This is a genomic window from Bradyrhizobium sp. 45 (assembly GCF_023073155.1).
Lineage (GTDB): Bacteria > Pseudomonadota > Alphaproteobacteria > Rhizobiales > Xanthobacteraceae > Bradyrhizobium > Bradyrhizobium canariense_D.
In genome coordinates, this window is the sequence record NZ_JADPIX010000122.1 from 1,378,446 (window position 1) to 1,395,273 (window position 16,828).

The 16,828-nt window shown below is 64.4% G+C and carries 22 protein-coding genes and 1 pseudogene; 11 read left to right on the forward strand and 12 right to left on the reverse strand.

Going from position 1 to position 16,828, the window contains the following annotated elements; translation table 11 throughout:
• Positions 1-2: 2 nt before the first annotated feature.
• Positions 3-845, reverse strand: coding sequence for a hypothetical protein (locus IVB42_RS26980; protein ID WP_018454124.1), 843 nt, complete (start codon positions 843-845; stop codon positions 3-5).
• A gap of 321 nt (positions 846-1,166) precedes the next feature.
• On the opposite strand from IVB42_RS26980, the gene IVB42_RS26985 reads away from it, so the two are divergent.
• Both IVB42_RS26985 and IVB42_RS26990 read left to right on the forward strand, forming a co-directional pair.
• Positions 1,167-2,357, forward strand: a complete 1,191-nt coding sequence (locus tag IVB42_RS26985) for a L,D-transpeptidase family protein (RefSeq protein WP_247294976.1) — start codon at positions 1,167-1,169, stop codon at positions 2,355-2,357.
• A gap of 156 nt (positions 2,358-2,513) precedes the next feature.
• Positions 2,514-3,482, forward strand: coding sequence for an NAD-dependent epimerase/dehydratase family protein (locus IVB42_RS26990; RefSeq protein WP_247361146.1), 969 nt, complete (start codon positions 2,514-2,516; stop codon positions 3,480-3,482).
• 4 nt (positions 3,483-3,486) lie between these two features.
• Here the strand turns inward: IVB42_RS26990 and IVB42_RS26995 are convergent, their stop codons facing one another.
• Both IVB42_RS26995 and IVB42_RS27000 read right to left on the reverse strand, forming a co-directional pair.
• The gene (locus IVB42_RS26995; protein ID WP_247294971.1) at positions 3,487-4,449 is read right to left on the reverse strand and encodes a D-2-hydroxyacid dehydrogenase family protein; all 963 of its coding nucleotides are present in this window, start codon (positions 4,447-4,449) and stop codon (positions 3,487-3,489) included.
• Between the two features lie 104 nt (positions 4,450-4,553).
• Entirely contained in the window at positions 4,554-4,769 is a 216-nt protein-coding gene (locus tag IVB42_RS27000; protein ID WP_018454129.1) for a hypothetical protein, read from the reverse strand.
• Positions 4,770-5,001: 232 nt separating this feature from the next.
• Between IVB42_RS27000 and ettA the strand changes: the two genes are divergently transcribed.
• Together ettA and IVB42_RS27010 are read left to right on the forward strand one after the other, a co-directional pair.
• Complete coding sequence (gene ettA / locus IVB42_RS27005; protein WP_018454130.1) at positions 5,002-6,651, forward strand: energy-dependent translational throttle protein EttA; 1,650 nt, start codon at positions 5,002-5,004, stop codon at positions 6,649-6,651.
• A 7-nt stretch (positions 6,652-6,658) separates the two neighbouring features.
• Positions 6,659-7,885 carry a lytic murein transglycosylase gene (locus tag IVB42_RS27010; RefSeq protein ID WP_085351863.1) on the forward strand — a complete coding sequence of 409 codons (1,227 nt, stop codon included), beginning with the start codon at positions 6,659-6,661 and terminating at the stop codon, positions 7,883-7,885.
• 87 nt (positions 7,886-7,972) lie between these two features.
• Here the strand turns inward: IVB42_RS27010 and IVB42_RS27015 are convergent, their stop codons facing one another.
• Complete coding sequence (locus IVB42_RS27015; protein ID WP_007613695.1) at positions 7,973-8,257, reverse strand: hypothetical protein; 285 nt, start codon at positions 8,255-8,257, stop codon at positions 7,973-7,975.
• Between the two features lie 212 nt (positions 8,258-8,469).
• Positions 8,470-8,814 (reverse strand): hypothetical protein, encoded by a 345-nt coding sequence (locus IVB42_RS27020; RefSeq protein WP_018454132.1) that lies wholly within the window; start codon positions 8,812-8,814, stop codon positions 8,470-8,472.
• A gap of 136 nt (positions 8,815-8,950) precedes the next feature.
• On the opposite strand from IVB42_RS27020, the gene IVB42_RS27025 reads away from it, so the two are divergent.
• The 3 genes from IVB42_RS27025 to bfr all read left to right on the forward strand — a co-directional run bounded on the left by IVB42_RS27025 (position 8,951) and on the right by bfr (position 10,303).
• The gene (locus IVB42_RS27025) at positions 8,951-9,247 is read left to right on the forward strand and encodes a hypothetical protein (RefSeq protein WP_143274228.1); all 297 of its coding nucleotides are present in this window, start codon (positions 8,951-8,953) and stop codon (positions 9,245-9,247) included.
• A 161-nt stretch (positions 9,248-9,408) separates the two neighbouring features.
• Positions 9,409-9,681 (forward strand): (2Fe-2S)-binding protein, encoded by a 273-nt coding sequence (locus IVB42_RS27030; protein ID WP_026232673.1) that lies wholly within the window; start codon positions 9,409-9,411, stop codon positions 9,679-9,681.
• 133 nt (positions 9,682-9,814) lie between these two features.
• Positions 9,815-10,303: a bacterioferritin gene (gene bfr, locus IVB42_RS27035; protein ID WP_018454135.1), complete on the forward strand. Its 489-nt coding sequence runs from the start codon at positions 9,815-9,817 to the stop codon at positions 10,301-10,303.
• 83 nt (positions 10,304-10,386) lie between these two features.
• Here the strand turns inward: bfr and IVB42_RS27040 are convergent, their stop codons facing one another.
• The 4 genes and pseudogenes from IVB42_RS27040 to IVB42_RS27055 form a co-directional block, all read right to left on the reverse strand.
• Positions 10,387-10,989, reverse strand: a complete 603-nt coding sequence (locus IVB42_RS27040) for an MSMEG_1061 family FMN-dependent PPOX-type flavoprotein (protein WP_026232674.1) — start codon at positions 10,987-10,989, stop codon at positions 10,387-10,389.
• 51 nt (positions 10,990-11,040) lie between these two features.
• Positions 11,041-11,233, reverse strand: a pseudogene (locus tag IVB42_RS27045) (hypothetical protein); the annotation flags it as partial.
• Positions 11,234-11,300: 67 nt separating this feature from the next.
• Positions 11,301-11,645 carry a hypothetical protein gene (locus tag IVB42_RS27050; RefSeq protein WP_085351861.1) on the reverse strand — a complete coding sequence of 115 codons (345 nt, stop codon included), beginning with the start codon at positions 11,643-11,645 and terminating at the stop codon, positions 11,301-11,303.
• A 145-nt stretch (positions 11,646-11,790) separates the two neighbouring features.
• Entirely contained in the window at positions 11,791-12,882 is a 1,092-nt protein-coding gene (locus tag IVB42_RS27055; RefSeq protein WP_247294969.1) for an alpha/beta fold hydrolase, read from the reverse strand.
• A gap of 125 nt (positions 12,883-13,007) precedes the next feature.
• On the opposite strand from IVB42_RS27055, the gene IVB42_RS27060 reads away from it, so the two are divergent.
• Positions 13,008-13,274, forward strand: a complete 267-nt coding sequence (locus IVB42_RS27060; RefSeq protein WP_018454139.1) for a DUF2277 domain-containing protein — start codon at positions 13,008-13,010, stop codon at positions 13,272-13,274.
• A gap of 96 nt (positions 13,275-13,370) precedes the next feature.
• Entirely contained in the window at positions 13,371-13,586 is a 216-nt protein-coding gene (locus IVB42_RS27065; protein ID WP_018454140.1) for a hypothetical protein, read from the forward strand.
• Positions 13,587-13,595: 9 nt separating this feature from the next.
• On the opposite strand, the gene IVB42_RS27070 is transcribed toward IVB42_RS27065, so the two are convergent.
• The 3 genes from IVB42_RS27070 to IVB42_RS27080 all read right to left on the reverse strand — a co-directional run bounded on the left by IVB42_RS27070 (position 13,596) and on the right by IVB42_RS27080 (position 15,458).
• Entirely contained in the window at positions 13,596-14,111 is a 516-nt protein-coding gene (locus IVB42_RS27070; protein WP_247294967.1) for a collagen-like protein, read from the reverse strand.
• A gap of 113 nt (positions 14,112-14,224) precedes the next feature.
• A complete protein-coding gene (locus IVB42_RS27075; protein WP_018454141.1) occupies positions 14,225-14,473 on the reverse strand; it encodes a helix-turn-helix domain-containing protein in 249 nt (82 codons plus the stop codon).
• A gap of 217 nt (positions 14,474-14,690) precedes the next feature.
• Positions 14,691-15,458 carry an SDR family oxidoreductase gene (locus IVB42_RS27080; protein ID WP_247294965.1) on the reverse strand — a complete coding sequence of 256 codons (768 nt, stop codon included), beginning with the start codon at positions 15,456-15,458 and terminating at the stop codon, positions 14,691-14,693.
• 111 nt (positions 15,459-15,569) lie between these two features.
• On the opposite strand from IVB42_RS27080, the gene IVB42_RS27085 reads away from it, so the two are divergent.
• Together IVB42_RS27085 and IVB42_RS27090 are read left to right on the forward strand one after the other, a co-directional pair.
• Entirely contained in the window at positions 15,570-16,055 is a 486-nt protein-coding gene (locus tag IVB42_RS27085; protein ID WP_018454143.1) for a molecular chaperone DnaJ, read from the forward strand.
• Positions 16,056-16,116: 61 nt separating this feature from the next.
• On the forward strand, positions 16,117-16,659 hold the full coding sequence (locus IVB42_RS27090) for a transposase (RefSeq protein WP_085351857.1): 543 nt from the start codon (positions 16,117-16,119) through the stop codon (positions 16,657-16,659).
• Positions 16,660-16,828: the final 169 nt, after the last annotated feature.

Here is a 16,828-nt window from a genome sequence, read left to right on the forward strand (position 1 = left end):
CCCTACTGACGTGCGCGCGCGGTCGTCGTTGCGGCGAGCGTGGGTTGCGGTTGTCCGAACGGATCGAGTTGCTGAACCGGCGGCGGCGCGCGCCAGACAATGCGGCGGCGCTTCTTGACGCGATGCGCCCGCGGCTTGGTCGCCTTGCTCTCCGGCGACCTGCTGTCGGCCTTAGAGCCGGCCTTGGCCTTCGCCGGCGGACCCTCCCAGGCCGTGGTCGCCGGGTCGTTCAATGCGGCGAACTTCGCGCTCGCCATGTCGAACCTGGACGAAGCCGAGGCTCCGCTGGGGGCGGCAGGTGTTGGTTTGCTCGCGAGAGCGATCGAAACGGGCTTGGCCTCGGCGATGGATGCGCTGGCGTCGGCCGGAGTAAGCGTGTTGCTTGAGGCCTGCACCGCGGCGTCCGTCGTCGTCTCGGCCTTGGTCTTCGCATTGGCCGGTTCGGCCGGGACGTCAGCCGGAGGGGCAACGACCTGCGGCTGACCGTCGGTCTCAGTCGTCAGCGCGACCACTTGTTCGGGCTCGCTCATCGGCAGTGCGATGGTCGGGACTTGATCGCGCAGCGACGGCGTCGGATCGGTGGCCGCTTCCGGCTCGGCGCGGAGGACCGCGAGCACCGGCTGGGCCGGCTCGGGAGCTTGTGCAAACACCTGCTCCTGCGGGCCGTTCCGCCAGGAGGGGTTGCTGACATACTGCTCGTGGCTCGCCCGCAGCAGCGCGGCGGCGCCCAGGCCGAATACCAGGATGGAGGCTGACAGCAGGATCGCGGCAAACAGGAAGCGAAAGCCGGGAAGCATCGAGGGATTGCGAATTTCCGCCCCGGCGGTGAAGTGGCCAGGGCCCATGAGCCATCTGAACGCGGTGACGGTACTGCTTGCCGCGTTCGCCACGCGGGGATCGAAGCTCAAAGCGGAGGCGAATCAGGCTGATTCGAACATACCGCAACGATTCCGCGCCGTTCCGTAAAAAACGGAGCCGGCGACTCCGGCGATCTCGGGCGTGGGCTGATTTTCGCCCCATGATGCAAGGAGGCAACGGTAGTCTTGCGGATCACAAATCGGCAAATCAGGCACAAATCCGCCTGTAATGTCTTGAATGTGCCGCTATCTTCCGTCATCTGGCCGTTAACGGTCCGGACGGGGCCCGGGGACTATACAAGAGCGATGATGATCAAACATTTTCTGACGATATGCGCTGCCGCAACAGTCGCTGCGGCGGGAACCTCGCTCGCACAGGCCCAGAGCTATCCGGTCCAGCAGGCGCCGAGCTATGGCGGGCCGCCGGCCGAATATCGGCCCGGCGACCGCGCGCCGAGTTTCGACGCGCTCGACGATGAAGATGACGCGATGCCGCAGGCAGCGCTGCCGCCGCCCGGTCCGGATCCGCGTTACGGCCGTCCGCCCGGCGCTCCCCCGGTGTATTCCGCCGCGCCGCCGCAGGGTCCGGTGATGTCGCCCGATGATCCCCGTTATGGCCGTCCCGCAGGTGCCCCCGTCTACTCGGCCGCGCCACCGCAGGGTCCCGTGACGTCGCCCGACGACCCGCGCTACGGCCGCCCTGCCGGCCCGCCCGCGGTGATCTACGCCGATCGTCCGACTCAGGCGCCCGGCAGTGACGGCCTGCGTCCGCCCGAGGCGGTCGGTGGTCCCGCCGCGACCGGAACGGTCCAGGCCGGGCAGCCGCCCGTTGGTGCCGACGGCCGGCCGATGGTGATCGCGTCGCTGCCGCCCGAGGAGCAGCCTGACGCTGCTCCGGCGCAGCTGCCGCAGAACCTGCGCCGCCAGGAGGTCTCGCTGGCGACCAAGGAGCCGGCCGGAACACTCATCGTCGATACCCCGAACACCTATCTCTATTACGTGCTGGGCAATGGCCGTGCGATCCGCTACGGCGTCCGCGTCGGCCGCGACGGCTTCACCTGGACCGGCGTGCAGAAGATCACTCGCAAGGCCGAGTGGCCGGATTGGCATCCGCCGACCGAGATGATCGAGCGCCAGCCCTATCTGCCGCGTTTCATGGCCGGCGGTCCCGGCAATCCGCTCGGCGCCCGTGCGATGTATCTCGGCTCGACCGTCTACCGCATCCACGGCACCAACCAGCCCTCGACCATCGGCAAGTTCGTGTCGTCCGGCTGCATCGGCATGCTGAACGAGGACGTCTCCGACTTGTTCGATCGCGTCAAGGTCGGCACCCGCGTGGTCGTGATGCCGGGTGGTCCGCCGCCGGGAACGGCGACCGCATCCGCCGCGCCCATGCCCGGCACTGCCGGCCCCGCACCAATGGCCGCGCAGGCCGGCCCGGTCGGAGGCACCCAGCTGACAGTGGTGCCGCCGCTGCCCGCGCCCGTCACCGTGCGCTGAATCGGCTTCGCAAGAATTGATCTGATGACGGCGCGTGGCCTTCGGTCACGCGCCGTCATCATTTGACGCATGCGTGCAAGTCTCACTTGCGCATACTTGAACGGCTCCGCACCTCGATTACGTCCGGGAGGATTGCAACGAATTGAGGAGCACAGGATGCGCATCTTTGTTGCGGGCGCGACCGGCGCGGTCGGTCAGTATCTTGTTCAGGCGCTGGTCGCCGCGGGTCATTCGGTGATCGGCACGACACGGAGTGCGGCAAAAACAGACCTTGTGCGGCGATTGGGTGCGGAGACGGTCGTTGCCGACGGCCTCGATGCCGACAGCATGCGCGCTGCGGTGATTGCGGCAAAGCCCAACGCCGTCATCCACCAGATGACAGATCTCGCGGCCGCCACGGACCTCCGGCATTTCGATCGGGCTTTCAAGCGAACCAACGAGCTCCGCACCCGCGGAACCGACATTCTGCTCAACGCCGCGCGCGAGGCCGGCGCCAAGCGCTTCATCGCGCAAAGCTTCTGCGGCTGGACCTTCAGTCGCGCCGGGGGAACGGTCAAGACCGAGACCGATGAACTCGACTCGAATCCACCGCGAGAGCTGCGACGCACGCTTGAGGCAATCCGCTATCTGGAGCGAATCGTCACCGCTTCGACGAAGCCGGAGGGCATCGTGCTACGCTATGGATTCTTCTATGGACCCGGCACCGGCACGCTCTCGCCGGCGATGATCGACCAGCTGCGCCACCGGCGTGTGCCGGTAATCGGTGACGGCGGCGGCACGTGGTCGTTCATTCACACCGAAGATGCAGCCTCTGCCACGCTCGCCGCGCTTGAACGCGGACGCACCGGCAGCATCTACAATATCGTCGACGATCATCCGGCGCCGGTGAAGGATTGGTTGCCCGCGCTGGCCGAACTCCTCGGTGCCAAGCCGCCGCGTCACATCCCCGCCTGGCTCGGGCGCCTGCTTGCGGGCGAGCATATGGTTGCGATGATGACGGAGGTGCGTGGAGCCTCCAACGGCAAGGCCAAGCGCGAGCTCGGTTGGCTGCCGGCGCATGCCTCCTGGCGCGACGGCTTTGCCGATGCGGCACGGCAGCCCACCAGCCAGCGCTCGGCGGCCTGAGGCATCACGCCAGCTTGCGCGGCAGCTCACTGCCCTTGGTGAAGGCGTCGATCGCCTCGACCATCTGGCCGTAATGGATGCGCAAGCCGTCCTCGGTGGCGTAGCCGAGGTGCGGCGTCAGCACGAGGTTGTCGAGCTTGCGGAAGGAATGGTCCGTCGGCAGCGGCTCGACCGAGAATACGTCGATGCCGGCGCCTGCAATCCTCTTCTGCTGCAACGCCTCGAGCAGCGCCTGCTCGTCCACGATCGGCCCGCGCGCGGTGTTGACGAGGAAGGCCGTCGGTTTCATCCGCGCGAGATCGGAAGCCCCGACCAGCCCGCGCGAGCGCTCGCTCAGCACCACATGGATGCTGACGATGTCGGCCTTGGCGAACAGCTCCTCCTTGGTGGCGTAGCCGACGCCGGCATCCTTGCACTTCTCCGGGGTCAGGTTCGGGCTCCAGGCGATCACGTTCATGCCGAACGCCTTCGCGATATCAGCCATCTTGCTGCCGAGCTTGCCGAGCCCGACGACGCCGAGCGTCAATCCCTCGATCTCGACGCCGGCAAAGGCCTGCCAGGGCTCGCCCGCATGCATGCGCGCGTTCTCGCGGCCGATGCCGCGGGTCAGTTCCAGGATCAGGCCCATGGTGAGGGGCGCGGTCGGATCGCGCGAATATTGCGTGCCGCCGATCGTGACGCCCCGCGCCTTGGCGGCCTCCATGTCGATCGAGGCGTTGCGCATGCCTGACGTCAGCAGGAGCTTCAGCTTCGGCAGGCTTTCGAACAGGCTCTTGGGGAACGCGGTGCGCTCGCGCATCGCGCAGACGATCTCGAAATCAGCCAGCGCGCTCGCCGCGGCCTGCTCGGAGGCGAAGGGATGGCTGAACACGGTGACGTCGATGCGGTCGGACAGGCTTTGCCAATCGGCGACGTCGAGGGCGAGGTTGAAATAGTCGTCGAGAATTGCACAGCGCAGCCGCGTCATCAGCGTTCTTCCATGGCGAGAGGTGGAACCAGGCCATGGTTGCGCGCAATCAGGACCGTGCGCAAGCCGTTCGCGTCTTCAAAAATCCGACAGGTGATAAAGGCTCAGAGGTCGCGGGGCTTGAGCCGGAACGGCGCATTCATGCCGTGCTTGGCGCGCCAGGCCGGGCCGGGGCCGCGCATGTAATGCAGTTCGGGCCGGTAGGGGTTGAAAGCGGTGGCAAAGAAGCGCTTCCAGAAGCCCTTGATCTCCGAGGCAAATGCGGAGGCGCTGCCGGCTTCCGCCGGAACGGGAAGGGAGTTGGTCTCGATCATGGCCATGACGCTGTCTCGCTGTGCTCCCCTTCATTCTGAGCGGGTGGCGCTGTTTCCGCGCGAAACCGAGCTTTGGCCTGATTTATTAAAAGATGGTTTCAATTGTCCGGATCGGCGGCGGGATGGTGTCCGTCCCGTATTCATCCGTGGTGAACGGAGGGAAAACATTGCCCTTTCGGGGCGGGATCGCTACATCGGCGGCAAGCAAATTTCCTCAAATCGAAGGTTTTCGGGACCGATGGCGCGCCAGTTCATCTATTTCATGCAGGGCCTGACCAAGAGCTACCCGACCCGGAAGGTGCTCGATAACATCCATCTGAGCTTCTACCCGGACGCCAAGATCGGCGTGCTCGGTGTCAATGGCTCGGGCAAGTCGACGCTGCTCAAAATCATGGCCGGCCTCGACAAGGAGTACAACGGCGAGGCCTGGGTCGCCCAGGGCGCCCGCGTCGGCTATCTCGAGCAGGAGCCGCATCTCGATCCGGCATTGAGCGTGCGCGAGAACGTCATGCTGGGCGTCGCCAAGCAGAAGGCCATCCTCGATCGCTACAACGAGCTGGCGATGAACTACTCCGAGGAGACCGCCGACGAGATGACCAAGCTGCAGGACGAGATCGAGGCCCAGGGCCTCTGGGATCTCGACAGCAAGGTCGACCAGGCCATGGACGCGCTGCGCTGTCCGCCCGACGATGCCGACGTGTCGAAACTCTCCGGCGGTGAGCGCCGCCGCGTCGCGCTCTGCAAGCTGCTGCTCGACCAGCCCGAGCTTCTGCTGCTGGACGAACCGACCAACCATCTCGACGCGGAGTCGGTGTCGTGGCTGGAAGGCCATCTGCGCAACTATCCCGGCGCGATCCTGATCGTCACCCATGACCGCTACTTCCTCGACAACGTCACGAGCTGGATTCTCGAGCTCGATCGCGGCAAGGGCATTCCCTACGAGGGCAATTACTCGTCCTGGCTGCAGCAGAAGCAGAAGCGGCTCGAGCAGGAGGGCCGCGAGGACGCTGCGCATCAGAAGACGCTGGCCCGAGAGCAGGAATGGATCGCGTCCTCGCCGAAAGCCCGCCAGGCCAAGTCCAAGGCGCGCTATCAGCGCTATGACGAACTGCTGAAACAGGCGAGCGAAAAGCAGACACAGACCGCGCAAATCACGATTCCGGTGGCCGAGCGACTCGGTCAGAACGTGGTCGACTTCGAAGGGCTCAGCAAAGGTTTCGGCGATCGCATGCTGATCGACGATCTCACTTTCAAGCTGCCGCCCGGCGGTATCGTCGGCGTGATCGGCGCCAACGGCGCCGGCAAGACCACGCTGTTCAGGATGATCACCAAGCAGGAGGAGCCGGACAAGGGCACCATCACGATCGGCGAGAGCGTTCATCTTGGTTACGTCGACCAGTCGCGCGACGCGCTCGATGGCAGCAAGAACGTGTGGGAGGAGATCTCCGGCGGCAACGAGCTGATCCTGCTCGGCAAGAGGGAAGTCAATTCACGCGGCTATTGTTCGTCGTTCAACTTCAAGGGCGCCGACCAGCAGAAGAAAGTCGGCGCGCTCTCCGGCGGTGAACGCAACCGCGTGCACCTTGCGAAAATGCTGAAATCCGGCGCCAACGTTCTGCTGCTCGACGAGCCGACCAACGACCTCGACGTCGACACCCTGCGTGCGCTCGAAGAGGCGCTGGAGGATTTCGCCGGCTGCGCCGTCATCATCAGCCATGATCGCTGGTTCCTCGACCGCATCGCGACCCACATCCTGGCCTTCGAAGGCGACAGCCATGTCGAATGGTTCGAGGGCAACTTCCAGGACTACGAGAAGGACAAGATGCGCCGGCTCGGCCAGGACAGCATCATCCCGCACCGCGTGAAGTACAAGAAGCTGACGCGGTGATCTCAAAATGATGCGGCGGGTGCTGATAGCTGCGGTGATCGCTATCACCTGCGGCCTGTCGCCCGCGGGCGCTGCCGACGCCGCCTTCGCGCAGTTCATCGCCTCGCTGTGGCCGGAGGCGGAGGCCGCCGGCGTGTCGCGCGCGACGTTCGAGCGAGAGACGCGCGGGCTCGAGCCGGACTACAAGCTGCCGGATCTGATCCTGCCGGGGCGTCCCGCAACGGGGGCGCCGTCACAGGCCGAGTTCGTGCAGGTGCCGGCCGACTATGTCAGGGAAGCCTCGATCGCGCGGCTTGCGGGCGAGGGGCAGCGGTTGCTGCAAAAATATCGCCCCGCGCTGACCGAGATCGAGAAAAACTCCGGCGTGCCTGCTACCGTGATGCTGGCGATCTGGGGCCGCGAGACCGACTATGGCCGCTATACGCTGCCTTACGATCTCGTCCGCGTGCTGGCGACGCAGGCCTATGTCGGCCGCCGCAAGGACAGCTATCGCAACGAGTTCATCCTCTCGCTGAAAATTCTCGGTGACGGCGTAGTGACACGCAAGGACATGCGCTCGTCCTGGGCCGGTGCGACCGGGCTCACGCAATTCCTGCCGTCCGAATATTACAAGCATGGCGTCGATTTCGACCGCGACGGCCGCATCGACATCTGGCACTCGGTGCCGGATGCGCTGGCCTCCGCCGCGCAGCAGCTCGTCAACAAGGGCTGGCAGAGCGGTGTACGCTGGGCCTACGAGGTGCAGGCACCGGCCAAAGTCGATTGCACCGCCGGCGTGCCCGAGGTGACGAAGCCGATCGGCCAATGGCTGCGCGAAGGCTTTGTACCGGTGCGTGGACAAAAGCTCACTGCCGCCGAGCAGGCACAGCCGGCCTCCCTGCTGCAGCCTGAAGGCATCTACGGCCCGTCCTTCCTGACCACGAAGAACTACTTCGTGATCAAGGAATACAATTTTTCCGACCTCTACGTGCTGTTCGTCGGACATCTCGCCGACCGCATGACGAGCCCGCAACCGTTCGCGACCCCATGGTCTGCCTCGAAGCAATTGCGGACCAAGGACGTCGAGGCGATGCAGCGGGGGCTCACGCGCGTCGGGCTCTACAAGGACAAGATCGACGGCAAGGCGGGCATGCAGACGCGCGCTGCGCTCGGCGCCTACCAGAAGTCGGCAGGCCTCAAGGTCGATTGCTGGCCGAGCGAAGAGGTGCTGCGCTCGATCCAGGCGGCGCGATAGGCGCAGGGCTGGCTAAAAGAAAAAAAGCCCGGCCGAGGTGCTCGGCCGGGCTTCGATCGCGGCGCTCATGAACGCCATGCGGTCAGATCAGTAGCAAACGCGAACCGGGCGGACGGTCCAGCCGTAGCCATCCCAGTAGCGCTGGCGCTGCCAGTAGCAGGGCGGGGGCGGCGGGCCGGGCTCGGCCACATAAACCGGTCCACCATAGGCGGGACGGCTCGATGCGATGGCGCCGCCGACGATCGCGCCGCCGATCAGGCCGGCTGCGATGCCGACGCCGACCCCGTCATGGGCCTGGGCGGACGGCGTGGCGGTCACCAGCGAACCGGCGATCGTCGCAACCGTGAGGGCGGCAACTAAAGTCTTCTTCATACTCTTGGCTCTCCTGAGAGATGGATGCTCCTTGTTAGGAGCGCCCGGGGTTCAAAGGTTCACGCAGACTCTGATGGAATTGGCCTTGCAGCTAGGAAGCGCGCAAATGGTCAATCCGCGGTAAACGCACACGGAGCTGTGACGAGAAAAAGCGGTCTTTTTCAGGCCCCTAAATGGACGGCGCATCTGGAATGAGCCGGCTTGGGGCGACTTCAGCCACAGACTCTGGCGCGGCGGACGCGCCAGGCATAACCGTCCCAGAAGCGCTGCTTCTGCCAGACGCAGCCGTTGCCGTAATAGTCGTCCGCGACGTAGCCCGGGCCCGGCGCATAGTAGCGCGGCGGATAGTAGCCGGCGCCATATCCGGGACCATATGCGTAGCCCGGGCCAGGGCCTGGCCCGTAATAATACGGAGAGGCCAGCGCCCCACCGACAATGGCGCCGCCGATGATTCCGGCTGCCACACCCGCGGCGACGCCGCGTTGCGCCTGGGCTGGTGTAATGGCGCTAAGGGCCACAGCGGCGACGGCAGCAATTGCCAGGAGCGACTTCTTCATTGGCTGACCTTTCGAGCAAACACGCGGGAACTCTTTGAGGGTAAAGTTCCATACTTCGTTTGAATGATCAATGAACGGCACCTTTGCCGGGGCGACCAATCGGTAGGGACCGCAGCCCAGCCAGGGGAGGGCGACGATGGGTAACGCGATGATAAATGCATTGATCGCTGCCGGGATCGTCTTCGCGATCGGCTACGGCTGGATTACCCATCTCCAGAACCGCGGCCAGCGCGGCTCCCGCGCCGGGGCCAGCGTCAATGGCGGCGGCGACACCGCCACCGGCACGAGCGACGGCTTCTCGTTTGGGAGTTGGTTTTCCAGCGATAGTTCCGGCTGCGCGACCGACGGCGGCAGCTGTTCCAGCAGCGATAGCGGCAGTAGTGGCGGAGATTGCGGGGGCGGCGGCGATGGTGGAGGCGGTGGGGGCGACTAGGTCCGCCGCAATCTTGATCCAGTGCAAGGCCCTATTTTAGAGCCGTTCTAGGCTGTTTCCGGGCTAGTTTGGAATAGCTTCAAATTCCGCTTTTTCCTTTTGCATCCGGCCGGCCCCTTAAATATCGATGATGGCGCATCACCAAAGGGCCTGCCGCTTCCATGATCGTTTGTTCCTGTAACGTGCTGAGCGATGACGACATCCGCGCCGCCGTCGCCGAGTCCGACGACGCTGTGCGCCATGCCAAGCAGGTCTATGGGTGTCTCGGCTGTAGCGCCGAATGCGGCCGCTGCGCTCGGACGATCAAGACCATTATCGACGAAGCGCTTGGCACCTGTGCCACGTCCTGCTGCTCCGGCTGCCCGCACAACCACACTGTGGCGGCGAACGACGAGACGGCCCAGCCGGCCGAGTTCGCCCTCGCGGCCTGCTGAAATGCTCCGCAACCCTGGCTGAGCTTTTCCCCGGCTGCGTCCCCGTAGCCGGTTGCTCCAGTCTTCAAACTCATTTAGAAGCGTTCTAAATTCGGTTTACGGCCGATTTGGACTGCAAGAGCTGGAGTGAACCATGCAGGGCGACGCAAAAGTTATCGACTATCTCAACAAGGCACTGCGTCACGAGCTGACTGCGATCAACCAGTATTGGCTGCACTACCGCTTCCTCGACAATTGGGGCCTGCGGGACATGTCCAAGGTCTGGCGCAAGGAGTCCATCGAGGAGATGGAGCACGCCGATAAGCTCACCGAGCGAATCCTGTTCTTCGACGGCTTCCCGAACATGCAGGTGCTCGATCCCTTGCGCATCGGCCAGAACGTCAAGGAGATCATCGAGTGCGATCTCGCCGCCGAGATGAGCGCGCGGGCGCTCTATCAGGAAGCGGCGACCTACTGCCACAGCGTCAAGGACTACGTGACGCGTGATCTGTTCGAGAAGCTGATGAGCGACGAGGAGCACCACATCGACTTCCTCGAGACCCAGCTCGACCTGATCGGCCGCATCGGCCTCGAACTCTACACCCAGAAGCACGTTGGCGGGCTCGAGGGGGACGGGCATTAGTTCGGCGCGTTAGCGATGGCACAACTCCGTATCGGCCTGATGCGCGATTGCGCACCAGGCCGGGACGACAGCCTGGACGCCAGCTACAACTGCGTCTTGTAGAGCTCTTCCACGATCTCCTGACTCTGCGGCTCACCAAGGCCGGTCTGCTCGTGGACCACCTCGACGATGCTCGGCATCACCGAGCGCGGCACCTTCTCGGACGACCAAAGCTTCGAGCGCATCAGTGCCTTGCCGCAGTGGAAATAGACTTCGCTGACGGCGACGTTCAGCACCGCGCGCGGCGACTTGCCAAACTCCACCATCGAGGCGAGCAGGTCCGGATCGGCGGACAGCGAGCCGCGGCCGCCGACGCGCAGCGTCTCGTCGATGCCGGGGACGAAGAACAACAGATGCACGAAGCCCGAGCCCTCGACGACATTTCGAAAACTGTCGATCCGGTTGTTGCCGGAGCGATCAGGCATCAGCAGCTGGTTGGGGCCGGCGACGTGGACGAAGCCAACGCCGCCGCCGCGTGGTGAGGCATCGACGCTGCCGTCCGCTCCCGATGTCGCGAGCACGCAGAACGGCGACATCTCGATGAATTTCTTCGCATGCGTGTCGATTGCGGGGCGCGCTTTCGCGATCACGCGCGGGCTCGGCTGGGCATAGATGGTGGCGAGGTCTTCGGCGCAAAGATCAGTCACGAAGGTCTCCCTGGTGGAATGCCCCGAGAATATCATCTCTCGGCCCGATCGCTATCCCCCTTTGTCACGCCGCCGCGTCCAGTCGATCACGCCAGCGCAGTTCAGAGCCCACCAGATCAGGACTGGCTGCAGCGCCAGCCGCGGCCCGTGATAGAGCCAGCTGTTGGGGATGGGTGGAAGGTCGATGGCCCTCCAGGACCTGCTTGATGCTTGCCGCCCACACGCAAGGCGGATAGAGCGCGAGCTCGCGTTCAGTCGTTCACAGGAGCTATCGGCCGAGCTAGCACGCGCCGCGTCGAGGCGCTATCGCGCTACACCGCATCCGCCGGCACGAAGCAACTGATGATGATGGCGCCGCGGTGACGGACGTACCACACCACGGCCTGGCCGACCGGATTGCCGCGGTCGCGGATGATGGCGCGCTCGGGCACCTCCATCCATTGTCCCTCGATCGGCACCCAATAGGCACCGCTGCGCACGTCGTACTCCGTGCGATGGCCGTCGGAGACGTCACAGCAGGGCACGCCGTTCGGTGCGATCACGCTCTTGAACCAGGCGCGGATGTCGGGCGGGACGTGATCATATTGCCCGTTGTCGAACGCGAACGCGGCGCCCGTCAGTGCGGCCAGCCAAACGCACAGTGCGAGCCTGTGCATGCGATCCTCCTCATCGCGTGTCGTGCCGTTGGCGCGCGATTATCCCGCGCGTCGATTCGGACATCGACGCAATTAAGCCCGAGCCGTCAGCGTAATGCATGCTCAAATAATATGCGGGCTAGACGGCCGTTGATGCGATGCAAAATCAGCGGCGCGCAGATTCGATCGTTTGCTGCGGCGCGGCTTGCAGAAATTGCTGGACCTGCTCGCTGTAGAATTTGGCGTTTCCGGTGGTGCCGTGGCCGCGCGTCTCGGTGCTTGCCGGGATGAGATACAGTTTGCTGTTCTTCACCCGCGTCATCGCAGCGTCCGTGATGCCGGTCTCAGGCGGGTTGCGTTCGTCGTCGGCTGAATTGATCAGCAGCAGCGGCGCTTCGATGGCCTCCAGCTTCTCGCCGGCATTGTAGTCATGCGAAGACTCCCACTGGTAGACGAAGTCGTTGGCATCTGCCGTGATCGGCATGGCCAGCCGCTCGTCGACGATCTTGTCGGCCTTCGCCGCCGTCGGCGCCTGCGATTGATAGGCCAGCGTTCCACCGATGCTCGCGATGCCGTAGGCGGTGATGGCGTATTTCATCATGCGCGGCTGGCTGGTGTAATTCCCGCCGTTGTAGTCGGGGTCGCTGCGGATGGTGTCGAGCATGATCCGCCGCAGCATCCAGTTTCGGGATGCCATCTCGGTCGGCTGCGAGGCCATCGGGATCAGCGCGTCCATCGCCTTCGGATATTTCTCGCCCCACAACCAGGTGTGCATGCCGCCCATCGAATTGCCGATGACGAGCCGCAGATGCTTGACCCCGAGCCCTTCCGTCACCAGGCGATACTGGGCCTCGACCATGTCGTTGTAGTCGTATTTCGGGAAGCTCGTCTTCATCCCGTCGGACGGTTTTGACGATTTGCCATGACCGATATTATCGGGGATGATGATGTAATATTTGGAGGCATCGAGTGGCTGCCCCGCGCCGAACAGCTCGCCGGCAAAGGCTGATGACAGCATGCTCGCGCCCGAGCCGCCGGTGCCATGCAGCACCAGGACCGGCTGGCCGCTCGGCTCACCCACGGTTGTGTAGTGCAGCTTCAGCTCCGGCATGGTCTCGCCGGTGTGGAACTTGAAATCCCTGGCGATCCAGGCGCCCTGCTTCGGCGTCGGATAATCGGCCGCCCATGCGGATGTCGAGATGGCCGCCAACGAGACGGACAACAGGATGGCTGACAGCGCCGCGCAAGAAGCTTTCATGTCGATTTCCCCCGTGCGGCTCTGGTCGGCGGCCGCGTTGCGGCGGAACTTAGCAGAACTGTCCGGAAGGATGTAGGATTTCGTTTTCGCCGGTCGTCCTTGAGGGAAAGGTCAGGAGAGACTGCATGTGCCGCAACATCAAGACGCTGTTCAACTTCGAGCCGGAGGCGACCGAGGATGAGATCCACGCCAGCGCGCTCCAGTTCGTTCGAAAACTGTCTGGCTTCAACAAGCCGTCGCAGGCCAACGAGGCGGCCTTCGATCGTGCGGTGGCGGAGGTCTCGGAGGCTGCGCGAAAACTCCTGACGTCGCTGCACACCCATGCGCCGGCGCGTGATCGTGAGGTCGAAGCGGAAAAGGCCAAGGAACGTTCGCGGCTGCGGTTCGGTTAGGCGGCTCGAAGGTCCGTTCCGTGACCTGCCTCACGGTGACAACGGTCTCAGCGCGCGATGATGTTCGCCGGGCTTTTGACACCCCGGAGCACGACCATGAGCCGCCCCCTTCTTCCGCTGAAAGCAGGTGCCATCGTTTTCACGTTGCTGTGGACCGCGTGGATGACGTGGTGGAGCGGCTCGTTCTCGAGCGCGAACGTCGTGATCCTGGCCTTGTGCGGCGCAGCGGTCGGCTATCTCTGGTACCGCGCCATGCGCTGGCAGTTCGAGCGCATGGGCATGCTGCCGCGACGCGAGAATGGGACGAAATAGATTCGTCCGTCAGTCCTTGTGGCCGTGCTTCTTCTTTTTCTTCTTCTTCCTGTGATCGCCTTCGCTGTCCTCGTCTTCGTCATCGAGGGGCGCGTCGTCGGTCTCCTGCACCGCGGCTTCCAGCGCCTCGCGCTCGGCAGCCTCATGCTCGCGCTGGCGGCGGCGTTCGTCCCAGGCGTCGAGCAGCTGATCGAGCCACGGCAGCACCTGTTCGATCGACGGAAGTTGGCCCGGAGGTCCGGCTTCACCACGCGGGCCTTGCGGCCCCGCCGGCCCTTGCGGCCCGACAGGTCCCTGTGTCCCCGGCGCCCCGCGCGGTCCCGCTTCGCCCTGCTTGCCTTGCGGGCCAGGCTTGCCCAGCGGTCCGGGCTTCCCGATCGGCCCCGGCTTGCCCTGAGGTCCTGGCTTGCCACGCGCGCCATCCGGCCCGCGCTTGCCCGGATGACCCTGCGGTCCCGGCCGCCCCGGTTCGCCCTGCCGTCCGCGCGGTCCCTGAGGTCCCTGCCGTTTTTGTTCGTCTGCCACGCCGCTGCTCCCTCGACCAGAAGCAAGCTAATTAGCGGCGTTTGACGACAGCGGCAATTCCGCCCGGGCTCGCGCCTGGGCATGATCAACACCAATCGGCGGCACATCGCGCGCTAGTCGTGATAGGCCGGCACCTCTATGCCGGAGGCGGCATAGAGCCTGATCTTGTTGCGCAACGTGCGCACCGAGAGGCCGAGCACGCGTGAGGCGCGCGTGCGATTGCCGTCGCAGCGGGCGAGCGTCTGCAGCACGAGCTCACGCTCGACCTCGTCGACGGTCGCGCCGATCAGCAGCGGAACGATCTGGTTCGGTGAAAGGACATACGCGCCCGGTTCGGACGCAGCGACATGAACAGTGGTCATCGACACACTCCCCGATCAACGCCCGCTTCCGTCTTTGGAAGCGGATCGAGAACAAACGACCCCCAAGCCGTAGATCTACGGTGGGCGGGTTTGGTTAACGAAAGGTTAACAGCGGGCGATCGCACGAATTGACCTTGGGAATGCCGCCGCGCCGCCGCGATTGGCACGGATTGCATATTCCTGCGAGCATACCCCGCAAAGCAGGCATCCCTCCCGCTCACACCGTCCGGTATCCGCCATCCACCATCACGATCGTTCCCGTGACGTAGGCCGACATGTCCGACGCAAGGAAGATCGCGGGACCCACGATGTCCTCGGGCTTGCCGGTGCGCGCCAGCGGGGTGTGATCGACGAAAGCCTGCACCAGCGCCGGATTGGTCGCACGCACATTGGCGTTGATGTTAGTCTCGATGAAGCCCGGCCCGATTGCATTGACGCGCACGCCCTCCTTGCCGAGCTCGACCGCGAGCGCCTTGGTGAAGCCGAGCACGCCGTGTTTCGAGGTGGTGTAGGCCGCCGAGCTCGGCGTGCGCAGATGCACGAAGGACTGGATCGATCCGATATTGACGATGCGGCCCTTGGCTGCTCGCAAGGGCGCGAGGAACGCCTGCGTCATGTTGAAGACGCCGTTGAGGTTGAGCGAGATGATGTCATTCCAATCCTTCGCCACCGTCTCGGTATCGGCGGTGAAGGCGTTGCGGCGGGTGATGCCGGCATTGTTGACGAGGATCGAGACCTGCCCGACCTTGTCGGCGACTTGCCTGGCGAGCGCGAAGCAGTCGTCGCGTCTGGTGACGTCGAGTGCAAAGCTCTCGGCCTTGCCGCCGGACTTGCGGATCCCCTCGGCGGCTTCCGCGACCGTGTCGGCGTTGACGTCGAGCAGCACCACCTGCGCGCCCTCGCGGGCGTAGCCGGCCGCGATGGCCCGGCCGATGCCCGAACCGGCGCCCGTGATGACGGCGATATGATTTGCGAGCAATGCCATGACAATTTCCTCCCGATTTCTTTTCGAAGTTTCATGAAAGGCTAACTCGAAATTAAGGGGTCGGAAACGGCGCCCTTGGCATACTGATCTTGATTGCTAAACGTTGCGCGCATGATGGAACGGCTCGAATCCTGGAAACTCGCACTCGAACGCCTGCGGTCGGTGGACGGCGCCGATTGGGCCGAGGCCGGACGGCTGGTGGCCGAGATCGCGCGGATGAGCACCGATACCATGCTGCGTCAGGCCGCCGAGCAGGCGCTTCCTGTGCTGCGCCAGGCCGTGGACAATGACGATCACAGCGTCACGCTGGCGGCACGGCGCCGTCTCGGCGTGGTGCTCGATGTCGTTCACGACCTGACCGCGCCGCGCTTCGGGCGCCGCAATGCTGCGCCGAAAAAATTGTCCAGCGAGGATCGTGCCCGCAAGGTGCTCGGCCTGCCGCTCGCGGTGCAGCTCACCTGCGAGGACATCAATCAGGCGTATCGCCGCGCCGCCAAGGGCATGCACCCCGACCAGGGCGGCAGCGCGGAAGCGTTCATCGACCTCGCCGCCGCGCGCGACCTCCTGATCCATCCCGGCGCGTACAAGGACGCGTGAGGGCTCATGTGCTATCCTGTAGCCCGGATGAGCGAAGCGACATCCGGGACGGGTCTAGCCCATGGTTTTGTATCGCAGAAATTTTCTTCCCGGCGGCACCTACTTTTTCACTGTAGCGCTCTTCGACCGCAGATCGACCATTTTGATTGAAAACGTTGGCGCCCTGCGTGATGCCTTCCGGGCCGCTCGCAGGGAGCGCCCGTTCGAGGTCGATGCGATCGTGATCCTTCCGGACCATTTGCATGTCGTCATGAGCCTCCCGCCGCATGACGCCGATTTCGCGGGACGTTGGCGAAGGATCGAGGGGCATTTCAGCAGCGCACTACTGCATGCGGGTATCGACGTAGCCCGCCACTCCAATGGAGAATTGGCTCTGTGGCAACGACGCTACTGGGAGCACACGGTTCGCGACGAAGATGATTTCGCCCGCCACGTGGATTACATTCACTTCAACCCCGTCAAGCATCGCTACGTCCAGCGCGTTTGTGATTGGCCGCATTCGTCCTTTCACCGATATGCGCGGGCGGGATTGCTCTCGGAAGACTGGGCGGGCGATGCCGGCGAAAGTGGGATTGCTTTCGGTGAGCGAGCCCAGGGAGGCTGACCGGGAATTCCCGAATATCGCTTCGCTCATCCGGGCTACGGACGTCAGACTTGGAGTCGGACGCTGGTGCGCCCCGGACAAGATGTGAGTGGGTCCGCCAACCGGCCAGGTTCAAAGCGTGTGCGCGGAAAATGCGTGACGTCGGCCGAAAAACCGGTGGTCCGTCCAA